The following is a 19,954-nucleotide window of genomic DNA, read 5'->3' as shown; positions in this document are numbered from 1 at the left end:
TGCTCCGCTTACGAGAGTTGACCAGGAAGCTGAGATCCTGCCGGATCCCTGACGCACGCGAAAAATCCGCCGGGCCAGCGTGGGCCCGGCGGTCGTCCTGCGGGGGTGTCAGTTGCCGATGTACGGCACTGCCTCAAGGATCTCGACCGTGTTCTGGCGGCCGTTGGGCATGGAGTAGGTCGCCTTCTCCCCGATCTTCTTGCCGTTGATCGCCGCCCCCAGCGGGGACTTCGGCGAGTAGACGTCGATCGGCGCTCCGCTCTCTTCGCGGGAGGCGAGCAGGAAGGTGACCTCGTCGTCGTCGCCGACGAAGCGGATGGTCACGGTCATGCCGGGGCCCACCACGCCCTCGGCCTTGGGGGCCTCTCCCACCTGGGCGTTGTCGAGGATCTGCCGGAGGTGGAAGATCCGGGCTTCCATCTTGCCCTGCTCGTCCTTGGCGGCGTGGTAGCCACCGTTCTCACGCAGGTCGCCCTCTTCGCGGGCGGCTTCGATCTTCTTGGCGATGTCGACGCGCCCGGGGCCAGAGAGATATTCGTACTCCGCCTTCAGGCGGTCGTACGCCTCCTGCGTCAGCCATGTGACGTTCTCATCGCGAGAGTCGGCCACGGGTTCTCCTTGCTTGCCTAGGGGGCCCTGAGATCACTTGAGGTTACGTGTGGTTGAATTGCGAAAGGCTAACAAGTCAACCGCTCCACCGCTTCCCCAAACGTCTCACTATACGAGATTGCAGTACTGGATGTGGACGGAAGTGGCCTCACCACTGGTGTCGAGGCTTTCCTTGATCTGCTTACTACCCCCGCCAGCCGGGATTCTTACTTCCTTGCTGCCCACTTCCGCGTGATAGACGTCCAGCGCCCTGATCCGGCAGACAGCCACCCTATCGTCTGGCTTGTACACCTCAAAGGTGATCTCCGCGCGATTCGCGCTGACGACGTTGAACGTCACCACCTGCGACGGCGCCTCCGAACCGCCCGCCGTCATCGACCACATCACGTAACCCCAGCCACCCGCGATGATGGCCACCAGCACGCCGATCACGACGTGGACGACCAGCCGCCCGCCTCGTTTGGGGCGGTCGGGGAAGTCGTCGGGTGTGCCGAGAACTGGTTGGTTCTCGACATCTCTGGTCGCCATGGCGGAATCTCCCTGCACTCCCTGAGCGTTATCCGAGACAATTGTCGCCCGCGGGGGGTGTGCCCTCGCGACCGCCCAGCAGAAACTAACCTCTCTGGGTGAGTGACCGGTCCCTACTGAGGAGACATCGAGCCCGTGAGTGCACCGCTGAGGCTGATGGCCGTCCACGCCCACCCCGATGACGAGTCGAGCAAGGGCGCCGCCACGATGGCGCGTTACGTGCGCGAAGGTGTGGAAGTGCTGGTCTGTACGCTCACGGGCGGTGAGCGGGGCTCCGTGCTCAATCCGAAGATGGATCGGCCCGAGATCGTGGCGAACATCGCCGCGGTGCGCAAGGCCGAGATGGACCGGGCCCGCGAGATCCTTGGCGTGCAGCAGCGTTTCATGGGCTTCGTCGACTCCGGGCTGCCGGAGAACGAGGACGAGGCGCTGCCCGAGGGCTCCTTCGCCACGCAGAAGCTGGAGGACGCCTCGGCGCCGCTGGTGGCGGCCGTGCGGGAGTTCAGGCCGCACGTGATCATCACGTACGACGACGACGGCGGCTACCCCCACCCCGACCACATCATGACCAACAAGGTCTCGGTGGAGGCCTTCGAGGCCGCCGGCGACCCCGACCGCTACCCGGGCACGGGCGACCCGTGGCAGCCGCTGAAGCTCTACTACCAGATGGGCTTCACCAAGGAGCGGTTCGAGGCGCTGCACGAGGCGATGACCGAGCGTGGCCTCGGCTCCCCGTACGCCGACTGGATCTCCCGCTGGGAGGACCGCCCGGCCAAGTGGCCGGTCACCACGCGGGTGCCGTGCGGCGACTACTTCGAGATCCGCGACCAGGCCCTGATCGCCCACGCCACCCAGATCGACCCCGACAGCTGGTGGTTCGTCTGCCCGCGCGAGCTGCAGCAGGAGATCTGGCCGACCGAGGACTACCACCTGGCGCGCTCGCTGGTGGACACGGAGCTGCCGGAGGACGACCTGTTCGCGGGCATCCACGCCGAGGACGTCTCCCCCGCCTGCCACTGACGGGACCACGCTCCCCCAGTGGCAGACTGGAACTGTGAACGTTCTAGCAGCAGGTGATGTGAGTCCGGGCCTGCTCGGCTTCCTCGTCGTGGCTTTCCTCGGCTTTGCCCTGTACTTCCTGGTCAAGTCGATGAACAAGCAGATGTCGAAGATCCAGGTCCCCCACGAGGGCGACGTGGACGACAAGAAGGCCGAGTAGATGCCGATCGAAGTTGTCGACAACTCGACGGAGAGCCGGTTCGAGGTGCTCGTGGACGGCAAGGTCGCCGGGTTCGCCGACTACCGCCTGCTGCCCACCAAGATCGTCTTCACGCACACCGAGGTCCTGCCCGCGTACGAGGGGCAGGGGCTGGCGAGCAGGCTGGTCGCGTTCGCGCTCCAGGCGAGCGCCGACACCGGCCTGCGCGTCGTGCCGCTCTGCCCCTACGTGGCGAAGTACATCAAGCGTCACCCCGAGTTCCAGCACCTGGTCGACAGCTCATTCGGCAGCGCGTGACCAGGCCCGTTCCAGCGCCTTGGGCAGACCCCACCAGCCCAGCGGAGTGAGCACCTCGTCCTTGTCCACGATGCCGAGATAGCCCCACAGGCTCACCACCGAGCCGAACAGGCTCTCGGTCGCGTTGAGATCGTCGACGTCCTGCTCGTCGACGTCGATGTCCTCCGACTCGGCGATGAGCCGCGCCATCCGCTCGGGCGAGGCCAGCACCCCCGGGCCCAGCCTCGCCAGCGCCGCCACCCCGGCCAGCCAGTCGGCGTGCTGGATCGCGCAGAGGTTGGCCAGCGTCGCGTCCTCCAGGGTGAGCTCCCCGTCCAGGTCGACGAACTCCTCCAGCAGGTCCCCGCTCTCCGACAGGTCCGAGATCGGCCCCGCGATGCCCGCCGCCACCGCCAGCCACAGCTCACCGTCGTCGTCCGGCATTGGGCCTTCCTCGAACCCGGCGCAGGCCCGCAGCACGTTGGCGGGGTAGCCGGGCAGGGTGAGGAGCGTGCGCAGGCGCGCCGCCGCCGCGTCCAGCTCGCCGGCGGGCAGCTCGGGCTGCGCGGGCAGGCCGGCGACGATCCGCCGCAGCTCCGACAGCGCGAACGCCTCCTCCTCGTCCCAGATCGCGAACGACTCCTCGTCCAGCTCGTCGCTCACCGCGAACCCGGGCACCCTGCCGTCGGCCAGCGGCGTGCCGAGCCAGCGCTCCTGCAGCTCCTCGTACGCGCCGCGGGCCGCCCGATCGCCTTCCGCCAGCGCGTCGGGGTCGATCTCACCGGCCTCGACCCGTTCCTCCAGGTACGCGACCAGCCGGCCGAACATCTCCACCGCCACGGGCCCGCGCTCGTCCTCCTCCGGCCAGACGAAGTAGCTGGGCGTCATGAGGATCGGCTCGGTGCCGGTGGACTCGACCCAGCGCTGCACGTCGCCGACCGTGGCGACACCCGCCTCGATCGAGCTGAGCGTGGCCTTGGCGGACTCCCAGAACGGGCGGGAGAGCGGATTGCCCGCCGCCATCATCGCGCGCCGCAGGTCGGGCAGCGCCACCAGCGCCACCCCTGAGGGAACGGCCAGCAGGGCGCGTGCCACGTCCCTGCGGGTGACGGCGCCGACCGGGCGGCCGGCGTGTGCGCAGACGAAGTCCATATCCACGCCCCGTAACCTAGCCCGTCCCGGCCTCCCCAGTCAGCCGCCCCCGGCTCTCGTTCGGCGAGCGCCCCCTCCGAGCACCGGAGCAGCGGGCGGGCCGTGCGGCGGGAGAGGCCCGGGGCGGGGGCGGACTAGGCTGATCAGTGGAGGTCCTGATGAACCGCTTGAAAGACGCCACGAGCCCCTACCTGCTGCAGCACGCGGACAACCCCGTGGACTGGCACCCCTGGGGTGAGGAGGCGTTCGCGGAGGCCAGACGGCGGGACGTGCCGCTGCTGATCAGCGTCGGTTACTCAGCGTGTCACTGGTGTCACGTGATGGCACACGAGAGTTTCGAGGACCCCGGCACCGCGCGCCTGATGAACGAGCACTTCGTCAACATCAAGGTCGACCGCGAGGAGCGGCCGGACGTGGACGCTGTCTACATGGGCGCCACCCAGGCCATGACGCGCCAGGGCGGCTGGCCGATGACGGTGTTCGCCACTCCCGAGGGCCACCCGTTCTACTGCGGCACCTACTTCCCGCGCCCCCACTTCCAGCGCCTGCTCACCGAGGTCCACAACGTGTGGGTCGGCGACCGGCAGTCCGTGCTGCAGCAGGGCGCCAAGGTGGTGGAGGCGCTCACCACGAACACCGCGCTGCCCAGCGGGGCCGTGCCCAAGGAGGAGACGCTGGCGCTCGCCATGCGCAACCTGGGCCAGGAGTTCGACGGCGTCAACGGCGGCTTCGGCAGGGCGCCGAAGTTCCCGCCGTCCATGGTGCTGGAGTTCCTGCTGCGCTCGGGCGAGCGCGAGATGAGCGGCGAGACGCTCGGGTCGATGGCCCGCGGCGGCCTGTACGACCAGCTCGGCGGCGGGTTCGCCCGCTACAGCGTCGACGCGGAATGGGTCGTGCCGCACTTCGAGAAGATGCTCTACGACAACGCGCTCCTGCTGCGCGTCTACACGCACTGGTGGAAGGCGGGCGGCGGCGAGCTCGCGCGGCGGGTGGCGCTGGAGACGGCCGACTGGCTGCTGCGGGAGATGCGCACCGAGGAGGGCGGGTTCGCCTCCGCGCTCGACGCCGACAGCGAGGGCGTGGAGGGCAAGTTCTACGTCTGGACGCCCGAGGAGCTGCGTGAGGTGCTCGGCGAGGACGACGGGCGCTGGGCGCAGGAGCTCTTCGAGGTGACCGGCACGTTCGAGCACGGCACGTCCGTCCTGCAGCTCCCGCGCGATCCCGACGACCCGGCGCGCTACGCGAGCGTCCGCGAGCGGCTGCTGGCCGCCAGGGAGCAGCGCGTACGCCCGGGGCGCGACGACAAGGTCGTGGCCTCGTGGAACGGCCTGGCCATCGCGGCCCTGGCGGAGACCGGCGTGGTGTTCGAGCGCCCCGACCTCGTGGCGGCGGCCACGGCCGCGGCCGGCCTGCTCGCGAGCACCCACGTGGCGGACGGCAGGCTGCTCCGGACGTCCAAGGACGGCCGGGCGGGCACCAACGCCGGGGTGCTCGAGGACTACGCCAACCTGGCCGAGGGCCTGATCTCCCTGTACGGCGTGACCGGCGAGGCCAGGTGGCTCCGGCTGGCGGGCTCGCTGCTGGACACGGTGCTCGACAGGTTCGCCGACGACACGGGCGGCTTCTACGACACGGCCGACGACTCCGAACGCCTCTTCCAGCGGCCGCAGGACCCCACGGACAACGCCACCCCGTCGGGCCAGTTCGCGGCCGCGGGCGCGCTGCTCTCCTACGGCGCCCTGACCGGCTCCACGCGGCACAGGGAGGCCGCCCAGGCCGCGCTCGGCGCGGTGTCCGTGCTGGCCACGGGGCACGCCAGGTTCGCGGGCTGGGGCCTCGCCGTGGCGCGGGCGGCGCTGGACGGGCCCGTGGAGGTGGCCGTGATCGGCCCGGCCGACGACCCGCGCACGGCGGAGCTGCACAGAGAGGCGCTGCTGGCCGACGTGCCGGGGCTGGTGGTCGCCCGCGGCCCCGGCGACTTCCCCGAGCTGCTGGAGGGGCGCGGGCTGGTCGGCGGGGCGCCTGCCGCGTACGTGTGCAAGGGGTTCACCTGCCGCCTGCCCGTGACGACGGTCGATGACCTGCGGGCGGAGCTGGGCGCGGCGCGCTAACCCGACTGGGGGCGGCCCGTGGTGGCGTCGTTGATCGTGTCGCCCCCGGTCGTGGGCTGGTCGGGCGTCTGCTGCTGCGTGGACGGCGGGCCGGTCTGCTCGTCGGGCTGCTGCTGGTCCTGCTGCGGCCCGTTGTCGCTCGGCTGATCCGTCACCGGCGGGCCGTCCGTGGACGGGGGCGCGGTGATGTCGGGCTCGGGCGTGTTGTCGAACCAGTCGTTCGGGTCGGACGGCGGCGTGTACTCCTGCTGGGGACCGTCCTGGTTCTGGTCGGGCGACGAGTAGTCGGGGCCCCAGCCGTAGTCGGACGGCTCGGGGAACTCCTCGACCGGCTTGCCCGCCATCGCCTCGGTCATGAACGCCCGCCAGATCTGCGCCGGGAGCTGGCCGCCGAACTGCGTGCCGTACCCGGGGATCGTGACGGTGGCGTTGTCCTCCCTGAACATGTCGACGGCGACGGCCAGTTGCGGCGTGAACCCGTTGAACCAGACGCTCTTCGACTTGTCCGTGGTGCCCGTCTTGCCGGCCACCGGGCGGTCGTAGAGCCGGGCGCCGGTGCCGGTGCCGTACTTGACGACCTGCTGCATCGCGTACGTGGCGTCCCCGGCGGCCTGCTCGCCGACCACTCGCGTCGAGACCGGCTCGACGGTCTTCTTCTTGCCCTCGGCGTCTGTGACCGACATCACCACGTGGGCCTCCATGTGCACGCCCTTGTTGGCGAACGTGGAGAAGCCCGAGGCGTTCTGGACGGCGCTGACCGAGGAGACGCCGAGCGGGAAGGACGCGTAGCTCTGCTGCTTCTCGAGCTGCGTCTTGGGGATGCCCGCCTTCTCGGCGACGGCGGCGACCTTGTCCAGGCCGACCTTCTGGCCGAGGTCCACGAACGCGGTGTTGACCGAGTTCTGGGTGGCCTGCACCAGGTCGATCTCGCCGTAGGAGCGGTCGCTGTCGTTGGGGATCGGCTTCGGGTCGGACGCCACGCGCATCGGCGAGTTGCCGTCGACCCTGGTGGACAGGTCGAGGCCGTTTTCGAGCGCCGCCGCCAGCGTGTACGGCTTGAACGTCGAGCCGGCCTGGACCTTGGCCGAGAACGCGCTGTCGTACTGGGACTGCGCGGGGCTGCCGCCGTAGAACGCGACGATCTCACCGGTGGCCGGATCGACGGCCGCCAGCCCCGTGTGGACCTTCTTGGGCGTGGCGTCGGGCAGCACGTCCTTGACGGCCCGCTGGGCGGCCTGCATGAGCTTCTTGTCGAACGTCGTGACGATCTTCAGCCCGCCGCCGTTGATGTCCTCGTCGGAGTAGCCGCGCCGGTTGAGCTCGGCCGTGACCTGTTCCAGCATGTACTGGGCCTGCCCCTTGAGCTCGAACGGCTTCTTCGGCGCCGTGAGCTTGGGGAAGCGCTGGGCGGCGACCTGGGCGGGCGTCAGCATGCCGGTCTGGCCCATCGCGTCGATCACGGACTTCCAGCGCTCCTGGGCCGCCGCCAGGTCGGGGCCCTTGGGGTCGGCGAAGCGGCTGGGCTGCTGGATCACCGTCGCGAGGTAGGCGCCCTCGGCCACGCTGAGCTGGCCGACGTCCTTGCCGAAGTAGGCGCGGGCGGCCGACTGGACGCCGTTGGCGCCACGGCCGAAGTAGATCGTGTTGAGGTACTGCTCGAGCACCCAGTCCTTCGACTTGGACTGGTCCACCTTGATCGCGATGAGGATCTCTTTGAACTTCCGGGTGACGGAACGTTCCTGGCTGAGGCCGCTGTAGTAGTTGCGCACGAGCTGCTGGGTGATCGTCGAACCGCCCTGGAGCTGCTGCCCGGTGACGGTGGACCAGACGGCCCGCGCGGTGCCCTTGACCGAGACGCCGCCGTCCTCGTAGAAGGAGCGGTTCTCGGCCGCGATGACCGCCTCTTGCACGTGCTTGGGCACCTTGGCCAGCTCGACGCTCTTGCGGTCGATGCCCTGGCGGGCGAGCACGGTCTTGCCGTCGCGGTAATAGATCACCGAACCCTGCGCGGTGGCCTGCTTCTGCGTGGAATCGGGAATAGGCGTCAGCGCCCATGCGACGGCGAAAAGCCCGACGAGTACGAGGATTCCCGCGCCAAATGAAATCAGTAGAAGTCGGAGTACTCGTCGTTTTCGCATCCCGTTGCCACCGCCGCTCCGCACCCTCGACCCCCCTTGTCACCCCTCATGCGCTGGGCGAATGTCAAGGCTAAACGATCGATAACGGTGCCTCGTCCCCTAGCGATAGTACGGCTACCGGTCACCGCGGCGCGGAACATCGGCGACCAACGGCAGCACTCGATAGGGAACCGGGGTGTCCAGGGCGATGATCGAATTAGTCCGGAGCACACCCTGTACATCAACGATTCGGTCGATAACCCGCTGCAAATCGGCATTTGTCCGCGCCACCACGCGGCAGAGAAGATCGCTGTCGCCGGTGATCGTGTACACCTCCAGCACCTCCGGGATGGCGGCCAGCCGGTCGGCCACCGGGTCGTGCCCGGCGACCTGTCTAATCTCCATGCTGACAAACGCGGTGACGTCATAGCCGAGCGCCTCCGGCGACACGTCCGGCCCGAACCCGGTGATCACGCCCCTGGCGATCAACCGGTCCATCCGGGCCTGTACGGTGCCGCGGGCCACGCCGAGCCGGCGCGAGAACTCGAGCACCCCCAGGCGGGGCTCCTCCGTCATGAGGGCGATCAACCTGGCGTCCAGCTCATCGATCGTCATACTGTACAGATTTACCGGATATCTCGGAGCGCCGCTAGGCAGGTTGTCCACCGATTGAAGTAACTCTTGCGCACTGAGCTCAGGGATATCGAGAGTTGCCAGTATGAATGATGTCTTTCCGGTCAACGGCATGGACGCCGTCGTGTTCGCCGTGGGCAATGCCAAGCAGGCCGCCCACTACTACTCGACCGCGTTCGGCATGAGGTTGGTGGCCTACCGCGGGCCCGAGAACGGCAGCCGGGACGAGGTCGCGTACGTGCTGGTCTCGGGCGGTGCCACGTTCGAGTTCCGGGCCGCGGTCCGCCCGGGCACGGACCTGGCCAGGCACGTGGCCGAGCACGGCGACGGGGTGATCGACCTGGCGATCCAGGTGCCCGACGTGGAGGCGGCGTACGCGTACGCGGTCGCCCACGGGGCCGAGGGGCTGGCGGAGCCGTACACGATGGAGGACGAGCACGGCAAGGTGCAGGTCGCGGCCATCGCCACCTACGGTGAGACGCGCCACACGCTGATCGACAGGTCCAACTACGGCGGCCCCCACCTGCCCGGTTACGTGGCCGCCGAGCCGCTGGTGGCGCCGCCGGCGACGAAGGGCGGGCGGCTCTTCCAGGCGATCGACCACTGCGTCGGCAACGTCGAGCTGGGCAAGATGGACGAGTGGGTGGAGTTCTACCGGAAGGTGATGGGCTTCACGAACATGGCGGAGTTCGTCGGTGACGACATCGCCACCGAGTACTCGGCGCTCATGTCCAAGGTCGTCGCCGACGGCACGCGCAAGGTCAAGTTCCCGCTGAACGAGCCGGCCGTCAGCCGCAGGAAGTCGCAGATCGACGAGTTCCTGGAGTTCTACGGCGGCCCCGGGGTGCAGCACATCGCCCTGGCCACCAACGACATCCTGACCACGGTCGACCACATGCGGGCGGCCGGCGTGCAGTTCCTGGACACGCCCGACTCGTACTACGACGACCCCGAGCTGCGGGAGCGCATCGGCAAGGTGCGGGCGCCGATCGAGGAGCTGAAGCGGCGGAAGATCCTCGTGGACCGCGACGAGGACGGCTACCTGCTGCAGATCTTCACCAAGCCGGTGCAGGACAGGCCCACGGTCTTCTTCGAGTTGATCGAACGGCACGGCTCGCTGGGATTCGGTAAGGGCAACTTCAAGGCGCTGTTCGAAGCGATCGAGCGGGAACAGGAACGAAGGGGCAACCTTTAGTTTGTCCCGACTTAGTGGTGGTCATCAGGACATCATGGGATCACCACCGGGGCTGGCGGGACGCTGGCGACGGTTGTTCGCCGGCGTCCTCGACTGGCTCATAGTCAACGTCATCTCCGCCCCCTTCACCTGGTCGAGCTGGGAGTACGTCTGGGACCGGAGCAGAGGGGCCTGGGACCGCTACCCGGTGGAGCACACCTTCCTGGCCGGACTCGTGGCCTTCCTGTACTTCTGGCTCCTGCACGCCTTCTGGAACGGCCAGACCCTCGGCAAAAGGCTGTTCGGCATGCGGGTCGTGCAGGAGAACGGCGCGCGGATCACCGTGGCGCAGGCCGCGGTGAGACAGATCGTCGAGACCGCGCTCGCCTGGGTCTGCTGCGTAGGCTCGCTCATAGACCTCGGCTGGATTCTCTTCGACGCTCGCAAACAGGCGGTACATGACAAGGCCGCCAGGACGGTCGTGGTGAATGCCTGACTCAGCGTAAGATTTTGGTCACGATCCGAAGGGGCGTGTTGCCAATGCGTTTCGACAGACGCGGGGTGGCACTGCTGGCCACGCTGAGTGTGCTGGCCTGTGCGCCCACCGACGGCCGAGCGGCGAGCGCGGACGACCCGCCCGCCGTCACCGACTACCGACCGGGCGCCGCCGGCATCGGCGACCCCGACTTCCCCGAGGACGGCAACGGCGGCTACGACGTGTCCCACTACGACCTGGCCGTCGACTACACCCCGAAGACCAAACAGCTCGAAGGGCGGACCACCATCCAGGCCGCCGCCACTCAAAACCTGTCGAGCTTCAACCTCGACCTGGCCGGCTACGACGTGCGCCAGGTCACCGTCGACAACGCGGCGGCGAGGTTCAGGCGGAAGGGCGACGAGCTCACCGTGACCCCCTCCCGCCCGCTCGGCAACCGGTCCCGCTTCACCGTCAAGGTCGTCTACGCGGGGCGTCCCAAGGCCGCCGAGGACAGCGACAACCTGGGCACGTACGGGTTCATCCCGACCCCGGACGGCGCCTTCGTGGCCTCCGAGCCCAACGGCTCCAAGACCTGGTTCCCCAACAACGACCACCCTGCCGACAAGGCCACGTTCGACTTCGCGATCACCGTGCCCGCCGGGCTGACCGCCGTGTCCAACGGGGAGCTCCAGGGCCGGCCCACGACCGCCGGCGGCAAGACCACCTACCGGTGGCGCGAGCTCCACCCGATGGCGACCTACCTGGCGACCGCCACGCTCGGCAAGTTCGACCTGCGCCAGGGCCGCACCCCCGGCGGCATCCCGGAGTTCGCCGCCGTCGATCCCAAGTTCAAGAGCTCGCTCGGCAAGCTCTACCAGCTCTCCGGCGAGATCACCGACTACTGGTCGACGGTCTTCGGCCCCTACCCGTTCTCCTCGACCGGCGGCGTCATCGACGACTACATGGCCGGCTACGCGCTGGAAAACCAGACCAAGCCGCTCTACGGAGGCTTCGAGCCCGACGCGACCATCATCGCGCACGAGCTGGCCCACCAGTGGTTCGGCGACAGCCTCACCCTCAAGCGCTGGAAGGACCTCTGGCTCAACGAGGGCTTCGCCACGTACGCGGAGTGGCTGTGGCAGGAGCACAAGGGCACGAAGACCGCGGAAGCCATCTTCAAGGACCTCCACGCCCGCCCGGCCGACGACCCGATGTGGACCTACCCGCCGGGGCGGGCCAAGCCCTCCGACCTGTTCAACGCGTCGGTCTACACGCGCGGCGCCATGACGCTGCAGGCCCTGCGCGACGCGATCGGCGACGACACCTTCTTCAGGCTGCTCAAGACGTGGACCGCCGACCACCGCTACGGTCACGTCACGACGGAGGAGTTCATCGCCCTCTCCGAGCAGTTGTCGGGCAAAAACCTCCGCCCGCTCTTCGACGCCTGGCTCTTCCAGCCCCGCCGCCCCAGCTGACCTGCGGGGAAACGCTTCTCGTCGCTCGGTCCAAGTACGGATGTAAGGCGAACGACGAAGGGAGCGAGGCCAGTGCGCCTCAACGAAGACCCTGCGGCCTTTGAGGCCTTCTATCGCCGCCACGTGGATGCCGTCATGCGTTTCGTGGTCCGGCGGGTGAGCGACCCTCACCTCGCCGCCGACCTGACGGCGGACATCTTCCTGGCGGTGCTTGACTCGGCGCACACCTACGCGCCCGGCCGGGGCACCGAGATCGCCTGGCTGTACGGCGTCGCGCGCAACGTCGTGTCGGCCCGGCATCGGCAGGCCGCCCGGGAGGCGCGGGCGACCGGCCGCGTCGCCGGCCGGCGGCTGATGGACGACGACGACCTCGTGCGGATGGAGGAGCGGATCGACGCCGAGCGCCGGATGCGCGGCTCCCTGGAGGCCATGCGCGGCCTGCCGGAGGGCGAGCGCGCGGTGCTGGAGCTCGTCGCGATCGACCAGCTCACCGTCGCCGAGGTCGCCGAGGTCCTGGGCATCCGGCAGGTGACCGTACGAGTCAGGTTGCACCGGGCAAGACGGGCTCTTGAACGCGTCGCTTCGCCGTCGGCACCTGTGTACGTGGAGGGACAGGCATGAGCAATTTCGAGGAGCGCCTTCTCAGTGCACTCAAGGAAGAGATCACGACGAGAACGGCGGAGGACGACGTGACGACGACTGTGACACCGGCCAGGCGTGGCGGCTCCCGGCGGCGCTACGTGGGGCTGTCCGCCGCGCTGGCGGGGGTCGCGGCGGCCGCCACCGCGACGGTGGTGGTGCTGTCCGGGCTCGGCGGCAGCCCGGCGTACGCGGTGACCACGGGGGCCAACGGGGTGATCACCGTGCGGATCAACAAGTTCAACGACCCGGAGGGGCTGCAGGCCGACCTGGCCGACGCCGGGGTCAAGGCGATCGTCGACTACCTGCCCGAGGGGCAGACCTGCAAGATGCCGCGTGGCGCGAACGGGAACGGTCCGGGCGAGTTCGCGGTGAGCTTCGGCCGGTCGGACAACGTGACCTCGTTCATGATCGAGAAGGGGGAGGTGCCGGAGGGTTCGACGCTGGTGATGGCCGTCTCGAAGAGCAAGGCCGGCGACGACCAGCCGCCGTTCGGGATGTCGCTCACCATAGTGAAGGGGCCGGTCTCGCCCTGCGAGCCGACCGCGATGCCCGATCCCGACGCCCAGGACGGCGGGGGCGGCTTCCACACCGGCACCGGGGACGAGGGCCAGGGGCCCAGCACCGACTCGGCGACCGAGTAACCCACCCGCGCCAGGGGCCGGCCCTGTCCAGGCCCGGCGCCTCCTGGAGGCCGCCCCGGGCGGCTTGAGGCCCGGTGGCCCTCCCGAGCAGACGGGGCCGCCGGGCCTTCAGGCGTGTGTCACGGGCCTGGGCTGGAGAAAACCAGGACGGACGCCGTGAACCCGTGCACATGGTTGTGACCCGCTACCGGCCCGACCTCGCCGGCGGCGAAGAAGCCGGCCATGCCGATGGGCCCCAGCGTGTCACGCAGGGCGACCGGGTCGTGGTCGGCCGTGCCGAACATGGCCGAGCCCCGTCCGTTGCACGAGAACAGCAGCGCCCCGTCCACCTTGCCGAGCTGCTCCCGATGGGCGTCCAGCAGGTCGTACAGGTCCTCGTCGGCGGTGGCCGCGTCGCGTACCTGGAAGCGCACGGTCCTGCCGATCTCCACGATGTCGCCGATGGCCACGGCCTCGCGTTCGGGATCGATGCCGATGACTCCCCTGATGAGGAAGTCGCCGCGTTCGTGGCGCTCGGCGTACTCGTCCATGGCCACGCCGATCTGCAGGCCGGAGGCGACCAGCTCGCGGTCGTCCTCGTCCAGCTCGCTGACGATGTCCTCCAGCCGGGCCAGCGCGGGCTGTCCGGCCAGCTCCAGCAGCAGGTTGTCCTCCGACGCGGTGACGACCATGCTGGGCCCGATCGGGCGGCAGCCCTGGCTGACAACGGTGCTGATCCTGACCGGGCCGCTGATCAGCACGCCGATCGCGCCCTCGGTGTAGACCTCGCCGTCGGCGAACAGCCGTACGGAGCCCCGTCCCTGCAACCCGTTGGCCAGCCCGCCGATCAACGGCAGGTCGCCGAGCACATCGACGGAGCGCTCGACGAAGGCGTCGGTCGGAAACGTGTACGGGTCGGCCAGCAGGATCGCCACATGATCATCGGCGCCCCGCTCGGGCAGCCCGACCACCACGAACCTGTCCTCGGCCGCCAGCGTCTCCAGCTGGAAGGTCGTCAGCCGGGCGCCGTCCAAGGTCGCCGCCCACGCGCTCACCGCGGGCAGCAGTTCGACCCCTTGTCCGTCGCCGATCACCCCCGTGGCACTGCATCCGACCACGTGCGCGTCGGGCGCGAGCCTCATAGCGGCCTCACCGGCCCGCGCGACGTCCTCGGGATCATCGCCGCAGATGAAGAAACAGACCAGGTCGGCCCGGCCACTGAGCCTCGACAGGGCCTGGCCCACGGCGGTCTCCGCGGCCCCCACCAGGTCGGAACCCACGGCGAGGCCGTCGGCGAAGCGGCTAGTCATAACGGCCACGAGTCTCGCCTCCCTCGACATGTCAAAGTTCCCTAGGCCCGATTCTCCCCACTAAAAGGACAAGCACGCGCACGAAACGTCACGCAATGGTCGAGATCCGAAATCTGCGCCAGATGCGAAACTCTCTGCCGCATTGCTCGCGGGGGACGTAGTCTCGTTCCCGTGCATCAGCCACGTATTCTCCGCGAGTTGCGAGAGAGCGGCCACGTTCATCGCACCGTCAAAGCCGAAGTCCGGGAGAACCTGCTGGCCAAGCTGCGGGCAGGCGAGCCACGATTCCCCGGCATCGTGGGCTTCGACGACTCCGTCCTGCCACACCTGGAGCGGGCCCTGCTCGCCGGGCACGACCTGGTCCTCCTCGGTGAGCGCGGCCAGGGCAAGACCCGGCTCATCCGCACCATCACCGGTCTGCTGGACGAATGGACCCCAGTCGTCGAAGGTTGCGAGATCAACGACCATCCGTACGCGCCGGCCTGCACGCGCTGTCAGGCCCTCGCGCGGGAGCTGGGGGACGAGCTGCCGGTCGCGTGGAAGCACCGCGACGAGCGCTACGGCGAGAAACTCGCCACGCCCGACACCTCCGTGGGCGACCTGATCGGCGACGTCGACCCGATCAAGATCGCCGAGGGTCGCACCCTGGGTGACCCCGAGACCGTCCACTACGGCCTCGTCCCCCGTACCAACCGCGGTGTCTTCTCCGTCAACGAGCTGCCCGACCTGGCCGAGCGCATCCAGGTGTCACTGCTCAACGTGCTGGAGGAGCGCGACATCCAGGTACGCGGCTACAACCTGCGGCTCCCGCTCGACATCCTGCTCATCGCCAGCGCCAACCCCGAGGACTACACCAACAGGGGCCGGATCATCACCCCGCTGAAGGACCGCTTCGGCGCCGAGATCCGCACCCACTACCCGCTGACCGTCGAGGACGAGCTGACGCTCATCCGCCAGGAGTCCGTGCCGGACATCGGGGCCGACGTCCCCGAACACCTGATCGAGGTCATCGCCAGGTTCACCCGGCTCGTACGCGAGTCCACGGCGGTGGACGCCCGTTCCGGCGTGTCGGCGCGCTTCTCGATCGCCGCCGCCGAGACCGCCGCGGCCTCGGCCGTGCGCAGGGCGGCGCTGCAGGGCGAGGAGCAGGCCGTCACGCGCGTGGTCGACCTGGCCTCGGTGGTCCACAGCCTGCGGGGCAAGGTGGAGTTCGAGGTGAGCGAGGAGGGCAGGGAGACCGAGATCCTCGCCCACCTGCTGCGCCGGGCCACGGCGGAGACGTTCAGGACCCGGCTGGGCGGCATGGACCTGTCGGCGATCATCGACAAGTTCTCCGAGGGCACCCAGGTGGAGTCGGGCGAGCTGGTCCCCGCCGGCGAGCTGCTCCACCGGATGGGCCCGGTCACGGGCCTGGCGAAGGTCATGTCCAGGCTCGGCATGGGCGCGGGCGAGGAGTCGCCGGGGCACGCGGCAGCAGCCCTGGAGTTCGCGCTGGAGGGTCTTTACCTCATGCGGCGCCTGTCCAAGGAAGACCTTGACGGAGTGAGCGTCTACCGCACATGAACATATCGGCGGTCTTCCGCGTCATAGTGGATAGCTGATCACGCCGACCGGGAGGCCGCCCATGCGCCTGCTTGCCTGTGCCACCGCTCTTGCCATGGGTTTCATCGCCGTGCCCGCCTCCGCCGAGGCCACGGCGGCCAAGGTCGTGTACGGGTACGCCTGGGCCGACGGGAAGGGGCACCTGCGGATCGTCCCCAAGTCAGCCACTTTCGTGCGGAAGGGCGAGTTCCGGAGCTACCGGCTCAAGCCGGTGGCCGGGGCACAGGAGGTGCGGCTCGACTACACCGGCGCCTCCTTCGGCCGGGTCACGGTGGCGTGCGACCTGAAGGAGACCGAGGGCCAGGTGGCCCTCGACGCCAAGGGGCTGGGCCGGACGGCCTGCGAACCCGGGGATCTGACCGACGGGCTGGCCCGCGGGCCCGTTCCGCTCCGCGTCGAATACCGGGGCACGGACGCCGTCAAGATCAACGAGTTCCTGGTCACCGAGTGGCCGGGCACGCGTACCGCCCGCGGCACGCTCAAGCGCGTCAACGACACGACGGTCCTGTTCACGACCGGCGGAAAGACCGTCAAGCTCGGGTACACGCACGCCACGAGCTTCTACCGGGCCACCGCGCGCTGCCGGGACGGGTGGCTGGCGGGCAAGCCGGTCAACGCCGACAAGCAGGGGCTCGGCAAGAAGTCGTGCACCTCGGCGGACCTGACCAAGGCGCTCAAGACGGTCGAGCACCCCGTACTGGTGAAGATCGACTACACGCCCGAGGCGGGCGGCGTCAACGAGGTGTGGGAGGTCTTCGGGGACGCGTAAACGGGCGGATCGGGTTAGCGTGGGTGCGTGATGGCCTTTCGCTATGGTGAGTACCACGACGGCCCCGATCCCCTCGCCCCGCCCTACGACGTGCGGGCGGCCCTCGACGAGATGGGCGACGCGATCCTGTCCGGTTCGACGCCGGTCCACGCCCTGCGCGACCTGCTCAAGCGCGGCCTGCCCGGCGCGCAGGACCGCCGCGGGCTGGACGACATGCTCAGGGAGGTGCGCCGGCGCCGGCGCGACCTGCGCGAGCGCGGACGGCTCGACGGCACGCTGGAGAAGGCGCGGGCGCTGCTCGACAAGGCCATCGGGCAGGAGCGGGCCGAGCTGTTCCCCGACCCGTCCGACGACGCGCGGCTGCGGGAGGCCGAGCTCGACGCGCTGCCCGAGGACACGGCCAGCGCGATCCAGGAGCTGAGCACGTACGAGTGGCGCTCTTCGGCGGCGCGCCAGACGTTCGAGGAGCTGCGCGACCTGCTGCGGCGCGAGGTCCTGGACAGCCAGTTCAGGGGCCTGCGGGACGCTCTCGCCAACCCCGACCCCGAGGCGATGGAACGCGTCCGCCAGATGATGGCGGACCTGAACGAGATGCTGGACAAGGACTCCCGCGGCCAGCACACCCAGGCCGATTTTGACGACTTTATGGGGAAATATGGCGATTTGTTCCCCGAAAAGCCGCGCAACCTCGAGGAGCTCGTCGACATCCTGGCCCGCCGCGCCGCCGCCACGCAGCGCATGCTGGCCTCGATGACCCCGCGCCAGCGCGAGGAGCTCGCCGGCCTGATCAACCAGACCCTCGACCAGGCCGGGCTCTCCGATGAGATGCGCCGCCTCGGCGAGGCCCTCTACGCCCGCCGCCCCGACCTGGCGTGGAACGCCCCCGAACGCCTCACCGGCGAGGAACCCCTGGGCATGGGCGACGCGGTCACGGCCCTGGAGGAGCTGGCCGACCTCACCCAGCTGGAGACCGCCCTGCGGCAGGACTACCCGGGCGCCAGGCTGGACGACATCGACGAGTCCGCCGTACGCCGTGCGCTCGGCCGCTCGGCCGTGGACGACCTGGAGGCGCTCAAGCGCATCGAACGCGAACTGGAGGAGCAGGGCTACCTCCTGCGCCGCCGGGGCAAGCTGGAGCTCACCCCCAAGGCGGTCCGCCGCCTGGGCGAGACGGCGCTGCGCCGCGTGTTCTCCTCCCTCGACGCGGGCCGCCGCGGCGACCACGACCAGCACGACGCGGGTTCGGCCGGGGAGCTGACGGGTTCGACCCGGCCGTGGCGCTTCGGCGACGAACAGCCCATCGACGTGGTCCGCACGCTGGTGAACGGCGTGCGCAGCGGCGGCGTCGCCACCCCGGGCACCGGCCGTTCCGGTGGGCGCGTCGGGGTCCGCCTCTCGGTGGACGACTTCGAGGTGGCCGAGACCGAGCGCCGCACCGCCGCGGCCGTCTGCCTCCTCGTGGACCTGTCGTACTCGATGGCCCTGCGGGGCACCTGGGCCGCCGCCAAGCAGACGGCGCTGGCGCTCCAGGCCCTGGTGGCGTCCAAGTTCCCGCAGGACGCGGTCCAGATCATCGGCTTCTCCAACTACGCCAGGGTGCTGCAGCCCGACGAGCTGGCGGGCCTCGACTGGGACATGGTCCAGGGCACCAACCTGCACCACGCCCTCCTGATCGCCGGCCGCCACCTCGACCGCCACCCCGACTTCGAGCCGGTGGTGCTGGTGGTCACGGACGGCGAGCCCACGGCCCACCTCATGCGCAACGGCAGGTCGGCGTTCGAGTGGCCGCCGTCGCACGAGACGCTGGAGCTCACGCTGGCCGAGGTCGACAAGATGACCCGGCGGCGGGCGACGATCAACGTCTTCATGCTGGCCGCCGACGACCGGCTGAAGGAGTTCGTGGACGAGGTGGCCCGCAGGAACGGCGGCCGCGTCTTCTCGCCGAGTGCCGAGCGCCTGGGCGAGTACGTGGTCAGCGACTTCCTCCGCCTGCGCCGCGCCCGCTGAGTTTGTCGGTGCCGTATGCCAGACTCGCTCGCCATGAGCGATGATGTGCGGTTGCGGGACGTGGTGGAGGCCGATCTGGAGGTCTTCCTGGCACAGGAGCACGACCCGGAGGCGGCCCGGAGGTCCAGGTTCCCGCCCCGCCCCCGGGAGCGCTTCCTCCACCACTGGGCCACCCGGATCCTGGCCGACCCCACCGTCTTCGTGCAGGCGGTCCTCGTCGACGGCGAGCTGGCCGGAAACATCGTGGCCTGGTGGGAGGAGGAGCGGCGCTTCATCGGCTACTGGTTCGGCCGCGAGTTCTGGGGCCGCGGCGTCGGCACCCGGGCCCTGACGCTCTTCCTCCAGCAGGAGAAGGCCCGTCCCCTCTACGCCGACCCGTACGAAGGCAACACCGGCTCGGTCCGGCTCCTGGAGAAGGTCGGCTTCCAGCGGTCCGGCACGGTGCGGCACGGCGAGGACCAGCACATCCTGCTGACCCTCCACGCCCCGGCCCCACCCTCTCCCACGACCTGAGGGGCGCCGGCGTGCCCGTGCCGACCGCCTCGTCACGTCGTGCAGTACGCGTGAAGCACACCTCGCCTGTAGAAGAGGGCGTCATCGTTGCGCCAGCTGGCGGAGGCACCAGGACTTCCCGGAGTGTCCGAGAGTCCCACATTCACCAGCCCGGGCTCATGGATCTCTATGGCGTTCCTGAGCTTGGGATGACTCGGCGGGCACAGGATGAAGGTTCCCAGTGTTCCGAGGGGGTTCACATCCACCCGCTGCTTGACCATCGGCACAGGCGGCTGCGCCGGTTTCTCGTTCGAGCAGGCCAGGGTGACCGTGAGCGAGACATCGATCGGGTGGTGGGCCGCATCCTCGAATGACTGCGTATTGGAGAAGTAGACCTTCACCGACCGATTGGCGTCGTCGATTTCGAATTTGTTGAGGCTCGTGTGCTGCGCGTCCACCTCTGAGCTGATCGTCGTCTCGCCGGCGACACCGACGATGTACGGCAGCGTGGACGGGCACTTCACCGGCACGTACCCACTGGTCTGCGCGCCGAGGCTCTTACCGCTCTGGAACTCTCCGTAGGCCGCGCCGGCCCAGGCCGGACCGGTGACGCTCACCAATCCCGCCGTGGCCAGCGTGACCGCCGCGACGATCTGCGCGGATTTAGCGATTCGCATGTTTCTCCTTGCCGTGGTCGAGTCTCTGCGCCGAGTTGCCGGCGCGACGCGTTCCGTTCGAAA

Annotated in this window: 20 protein-coding genes; 13 read left to right on the top strand and 7 right to left on the bottom strand. The window is 69.3% G+C overall.

Annotated elements, in window-relative coordinates:
- Positions 1 to 108: 108 nt before the first annotated feature.
- Positions 109 to 609 carry a transcription elongation factor GreA gene (greA, locus tag ACWDRB_RS12885; RefSeq protein ID WP_148437100.1) on the bottom strand — a complete coding sequence of 167 codons (501 nt, stop codon included), beginning with the start codon at positions 607 to 609 and terminating at the stop codon, positions 109 to 111.
- Positions 610 to 717: 108 nt separating this feature from the next.
- Positions 718 to 1,137, bottom strand: a complete 420-nt coding sequence (locus ACWDRB_RS12880; RefSeq protein WP_355197352.1) for a DUF4307 domain-containing protein — start codon at positions 1,135 to 1,137, stop codon at positions 718 to 720.
- Positions 1,138 to 1,272: 135 nt separating this feature from the next.
- Between ACWDRB_RS12880 and mca the strand changes: the two genes are divergently transcribed.
- From mca to ACWDRB_RS12865, 3 genes are read left to right on the top strand one after another with little or no spacing between them, the layout of a single operon-like run.
- The gene (gene mca / locus ACWDRB_RS12875) at positions 1,273 to 2,157 is read left to right on the top strand and encodes a mycothiol conjugate amidase Mca (protein ID WP_350725707.1); all 885 of its coding nucleotides are present in this window, start codon (positions 1,273 to 1,275) and stop codon (positions 2,155 to 2,157) included.
- A gap of 34 nt (positions 2,158 to 2,191) precedes the next feature.
- Positions 2,192 to 2,356, top strand: coding sequence for a hypothetical protein (locus ACWDRB_RS12870; RefSeq protein WP_192788033.1), 165 nt, complete (start codon positions 2,192 to 2,194; stop codon positions 2,354 to 2,356).
- Positions 2,357 to 2,653, top strand: coding sequence for a GNAT family N-acetyltransferase (locus ACWDRB_RS12865; RefSeq protein WP_350725709.1), 297 nt, complete (start codon positions 2,357 to 2,359; stop codon positions 2,651 to 2,653). It begins immediately after the preceding gene.
- Here ACWDRB_RS12865 and ACWDRB_RS12860 read toward each other — a convergent pair.
- Positions 2,636 to 3,784 carry a hypothetical protein gene (locus ACWDRB_RS12860; protein WP_449893729.1) on the bottom strand — a complete coding sequence of 383 codons (1,149 nt, stop codon included), beginning with the start codon at positions 3,782 to 3,784 and terminating at the stop codon, positions 2,636 to 2,638. The genes ACWDRB_RS12865 and ACWDRB_RS12860 overlap by 18 nt on opposite strands.
- A gap of 158 nt (positions 3,785 to 3,942) precedes the next feature.
- Between ACWDRB_RS12860 and ACWDRB_RS12855 the strand changes: the two genes are divergently transcribed.
- A complete protein-coding gene (locus ACWDRB_RS12855; RefSeq protein WP_449893387.1) occupies positions 3,943 to 5,895 on the top strand; it encodes a thioredoxin domain-containing protein in 1,953 nt (650 codons plus the stop codon).
- On the opposite strand, the gene ACWDRB_RS12850 is transcribed toward ACWDRB_RS12855, so the two are convergent.
- Complete coding sequence (locus ACWDRB_RS12850) at positions 5,892 to 7,892, bottom strand: transglycosylase domain-containing protein (RefSeq protein WP_449893384.1); 2,001 nt, start codon at positions 7,890 to 7,892, stop codon at positions 5,892 to 5,894. The genes ACWDRB_RS12855 and ACWDRB_RS12850 overlap by 4 nt on opposite strands.
- A 255-nt stretch (positions 7,893 to 8,147) precedes the next feature.
- Positions 8,148 to 8,627 (bottom strand): Lrp/AsnC family transcriptional regulator, encoded by a 480-nt coding sequence (locus tag ACWDRB_RS12845; protein WP_397373949.1) that lies wholly within the window; start codon positions 8,625 to 8,627, stop codon positions 8,148 to 8,150.
- Positions 8,628 to 8,730: 103 nt separating this feature from the next.
- On the opposite strand from ACWDRB_RS12845, the gene hppD reads away from it, so the two are divergent.
- From hppD to ACWDRB_RS12820, 5 genes are all read left to right on the top strand, one after another.
- The gene (hppD, locus tag ACWDRB_RS12840) at positions 8,731 to 9,840 is read left to right on the top strand and encodes a 4-hydroxyphenylpyruvate dioxygenase (protein ID WP_449893381.1); all 1,110 of its coding nucleotides are present in this window, start codon (positions 8,731 to 8,733) and stop codon (positions 9,838 to 9,840) included.
- A 34-nt stretch (positions 9,841 to 9,874) separates the two neighbouring features.
- Positions 9,875 to 10,315, top strand: a complete 441-nt coding sequence (locus tag ACWDRB_RS12835; protein ID WP_397373893.1) for an RDD family protein — start codon at positions 9,875 to 9,877, stop codon at positions 10,313 to 10,315.
- A 44-nt stretch (positions 10,316 to 10,359) separates the two neighbouring features.
- Positions 10,360 to 11,772, top strand: coding sequence for a M1 family metallopeptidase (locus ACWDRB_RS12830; protein ID WP_449893379.1), 1,413 nt, complete (start codon positions 10,360 to 10,362; stop codon positions 11,770 to 11,772).
- 72 nt (positions 11,773 to 11,844) lie between these two features.
- Entirely contained in the window at positions 11,845 to 12,393 is a 549-nt protein-coding gene (locus tag ACWDRB_RS12825) for an RNA polymerase sigma factor (RefSeq protein ID WP_449893377.1), read from the top strand.
- Positions 12,390 to 13,055, top strand: coding sequence for a hypothetical protein (locus ACWDRB_RS12820; RefSeq protein ID WP_449893375.1), 666 nt, complete (start codon positions 12,390 to 12,392; stop codon positions 13,053 to 13,055). The genes ACWDRB_RS12825 and ACWDRB_RS12820 overlap by 4 nt, the downstream gene beginning before the upstream one ends.
- Positions 13,056 to 13,174: 119 nt before the next feature.
- Here ACWDRB_RS12820 and ACWDRB_RS12815 read toward each other — a convergent pair whose 3' ends face one another.
- Positions 13,175 to 14,344, bottom strand: a complete 1,170-nt coding sequence (locus tag ACWDRB_RS12815; protein WP_192793806.1) for an FIST signal transduction protein — start codon at positions 14,342 to 14,344, stop codon at positions 13,175 to 13,177.
- Positions 14,345 to 14,515: 171 nt separating this feature from the next.
- Here ACWDRB_RS12815 and ACWDRB_RS12810 point away from each other — a divergent pair, with 171 nt between their 5' ends.
- From ACWDRB_RS12810 to ACWDRB_RS12795, 4 genes are all read left to right on the top strand, one after another.
- Positions 14,516 to 15,907, top strand: a complete 1,392-nt coding sequence (locus tag ACWDRB_RS12810) for a sigma 54-interacting transcriptional regulator (RefSeq protein WP_350725727.1) — start codon at positions 14,516 to 14,518, stop codon at positions 15,905 to 15,907.
- A 61-nt stretch (positions 15,908 to 15,968) separates the two neighbouring features.
- A complete protein-coding gene (locus tag ACWDRB_RS12805) occupies positions 15,969 to 16,715 on the top strand; it encodes a hypothetical protein (RefSeq protein WP_449893373.1) in 747 nt (248 codons plus the stop codon).
- A gap of 30 nt (positions 16,716 to 16,745) precedes the next feature.
- Positions 16,746 to 18,722, top strand: coding sequence for a vWA domain-containing protein (locus tag ACWDRB_RS12800; protein WP_449893727.1), 1,977 nt, complete (start codon positions 16,746 to 16,748; stop codon positions 18,720 to 18,722).
- A gap of 33 nt (positions 18,723 to 18,755) precedes the next feature.
- Positions 18,756 to 19,235, top strand: a complete 480-nt coding sequence (locus ACWDRB_RS12795) for a GNAT family N-acetyltransferase (RefSeq protein WP_449893371.1) — start codon at positions 18,756 to 18,758, stop codon at positions 19,233 to 19,235.
- A gap of 32 nt (positions 19,236 to 19,267) precedes the next feature.
- On the opposite strand, the gene ACWDRB_RS12790 is transcribed toward ACWDRB_RS12795, so the two are convergent.
- Positions 19,268 to 19,891 carry a hypothetical protein gene (locus tag ACWDRB_RS12790; protein WP_449893369.1) on the bottom strand — a complete coding sequence of 208 codons (624 nt, stop codon included), beginning with the start codon at positions 19,889 to 19,891 and terminating at the stop codon, positions 19,268 to 19,270.
- Positions 19,892 to 19,954 lie beyond the last annotated feature (63 nt).

It is taken from the genome of Nonomuraea sp. NPDC003707 (assembly GCF_053587055.1).
This window is presented reverse-complemented; position numbering and strand designations above follow the sequence as displayed.

Excerpts from the sequence above, each read along its gene's own strand:
- ACWDRB_RS12820 (WP_449893375.1), top strand. The coding sequence starts at position 12,390 with ATGAGCAATTTCGAGGAGCGCCTTCTCAGTGCACTCAAGGAAGAGATC.
- hppD (WP_449893381.1), top strand. The coding sequence starts at position 8,731 with ATGAATGATGTCTTTCCGGTCAACGGCATGGACGCCGTCGTGTTCGCC.
- ACWDRB_RS12865 (WP_350725709.1), top strand. The coding sequence starts at position 2,357 with ATGCCGATCGAAGTTGTCGACAACTCGACGGAGAGCCGGTTCGAGGTG.
- ACWDRB_RS12800 (WP_449893727.1), top strand. The coding sequence starts at position 16,746 with ATGGCCTTTCGCTATGGTGAGTACCACGACGGCCCCGATCCCCTCGCC.
- ACWDRB_RS12805 (WP_449893373.1), top strand. The coding sequence starts at position 15,969 with ATGCGCCTGCTTGCCTGTGCCACCGCTCTTGCCATGGGTTTCATCGCC.
- ACWDRB_RS12815 (WP_192793806.1), bottom strand. The coding sequence starts at position 14,344 with ATGACTAGCCGCTTCGCCGACGGCCTCGCCGTGGGTTCCGACCTGGTG.
- ACWDRB_RS12880 (WP_355197352.1), bottom strand. The coding sequence starts at position 1,137 with ATGGCGACCAGAGATGTCGAGAACCAACCAGTTCTCGGCACACCCGAC.
- ACWDRB_RS12830 (WP_449893379.1), top strand. The coding sequence starts at position 10,360 with ATGCGTTTCGACAGACGCGGGGTGGCACTGCTGGCCACGCTGAGTGTG.
- ACWDRB_RS12845 (WP_397373949.1), bottom strand. The coding sequence starts at position 8,627 with ATGACGATCGATGAGCTGGACGCCAGGTTGATCGCCCTCATGACGGAG.
- ACWDRB_RS12795 (WP_449893371.1), top strand. The coding sequence starts at position 18,756 with ATGAGCGATGATGTGCGGTTGCGGGACGTGGTGGAGGCCGATCTGGAG.
- ACWDRB_RS12790 (WP_449893369.1), bottom strand. The coding sequence starts at position 19,891 with ATGCGAATCGCTAAATCCGCGCAGATCGTCGCGGCGGTCACGCTGGCC.
- ACWDRB_RS12855 (WP_449893387.1), top strand. The coding sequence starts at position 3,943 with ATGAACCGCTTGAAAGACGCCACGAGCCCCTACCTGCTGCAGCACGCG.
- ACWDRB_RS12835 (WP_397373893.1), top strand. The coding sequence starts at position 9,875 with ATGGGATCACCACCGGGGCTGGCGGGACGCTGGCGACGGTTGTTCGCC.
- ACWDRB_RS12860 (WP_449893729.1), bottom strand. The coding sequence starts at position 3,784 with ATGGACTTCGTCTGCGCACACGCCGGCCGCCCGGTCGGCGCCGTCACC.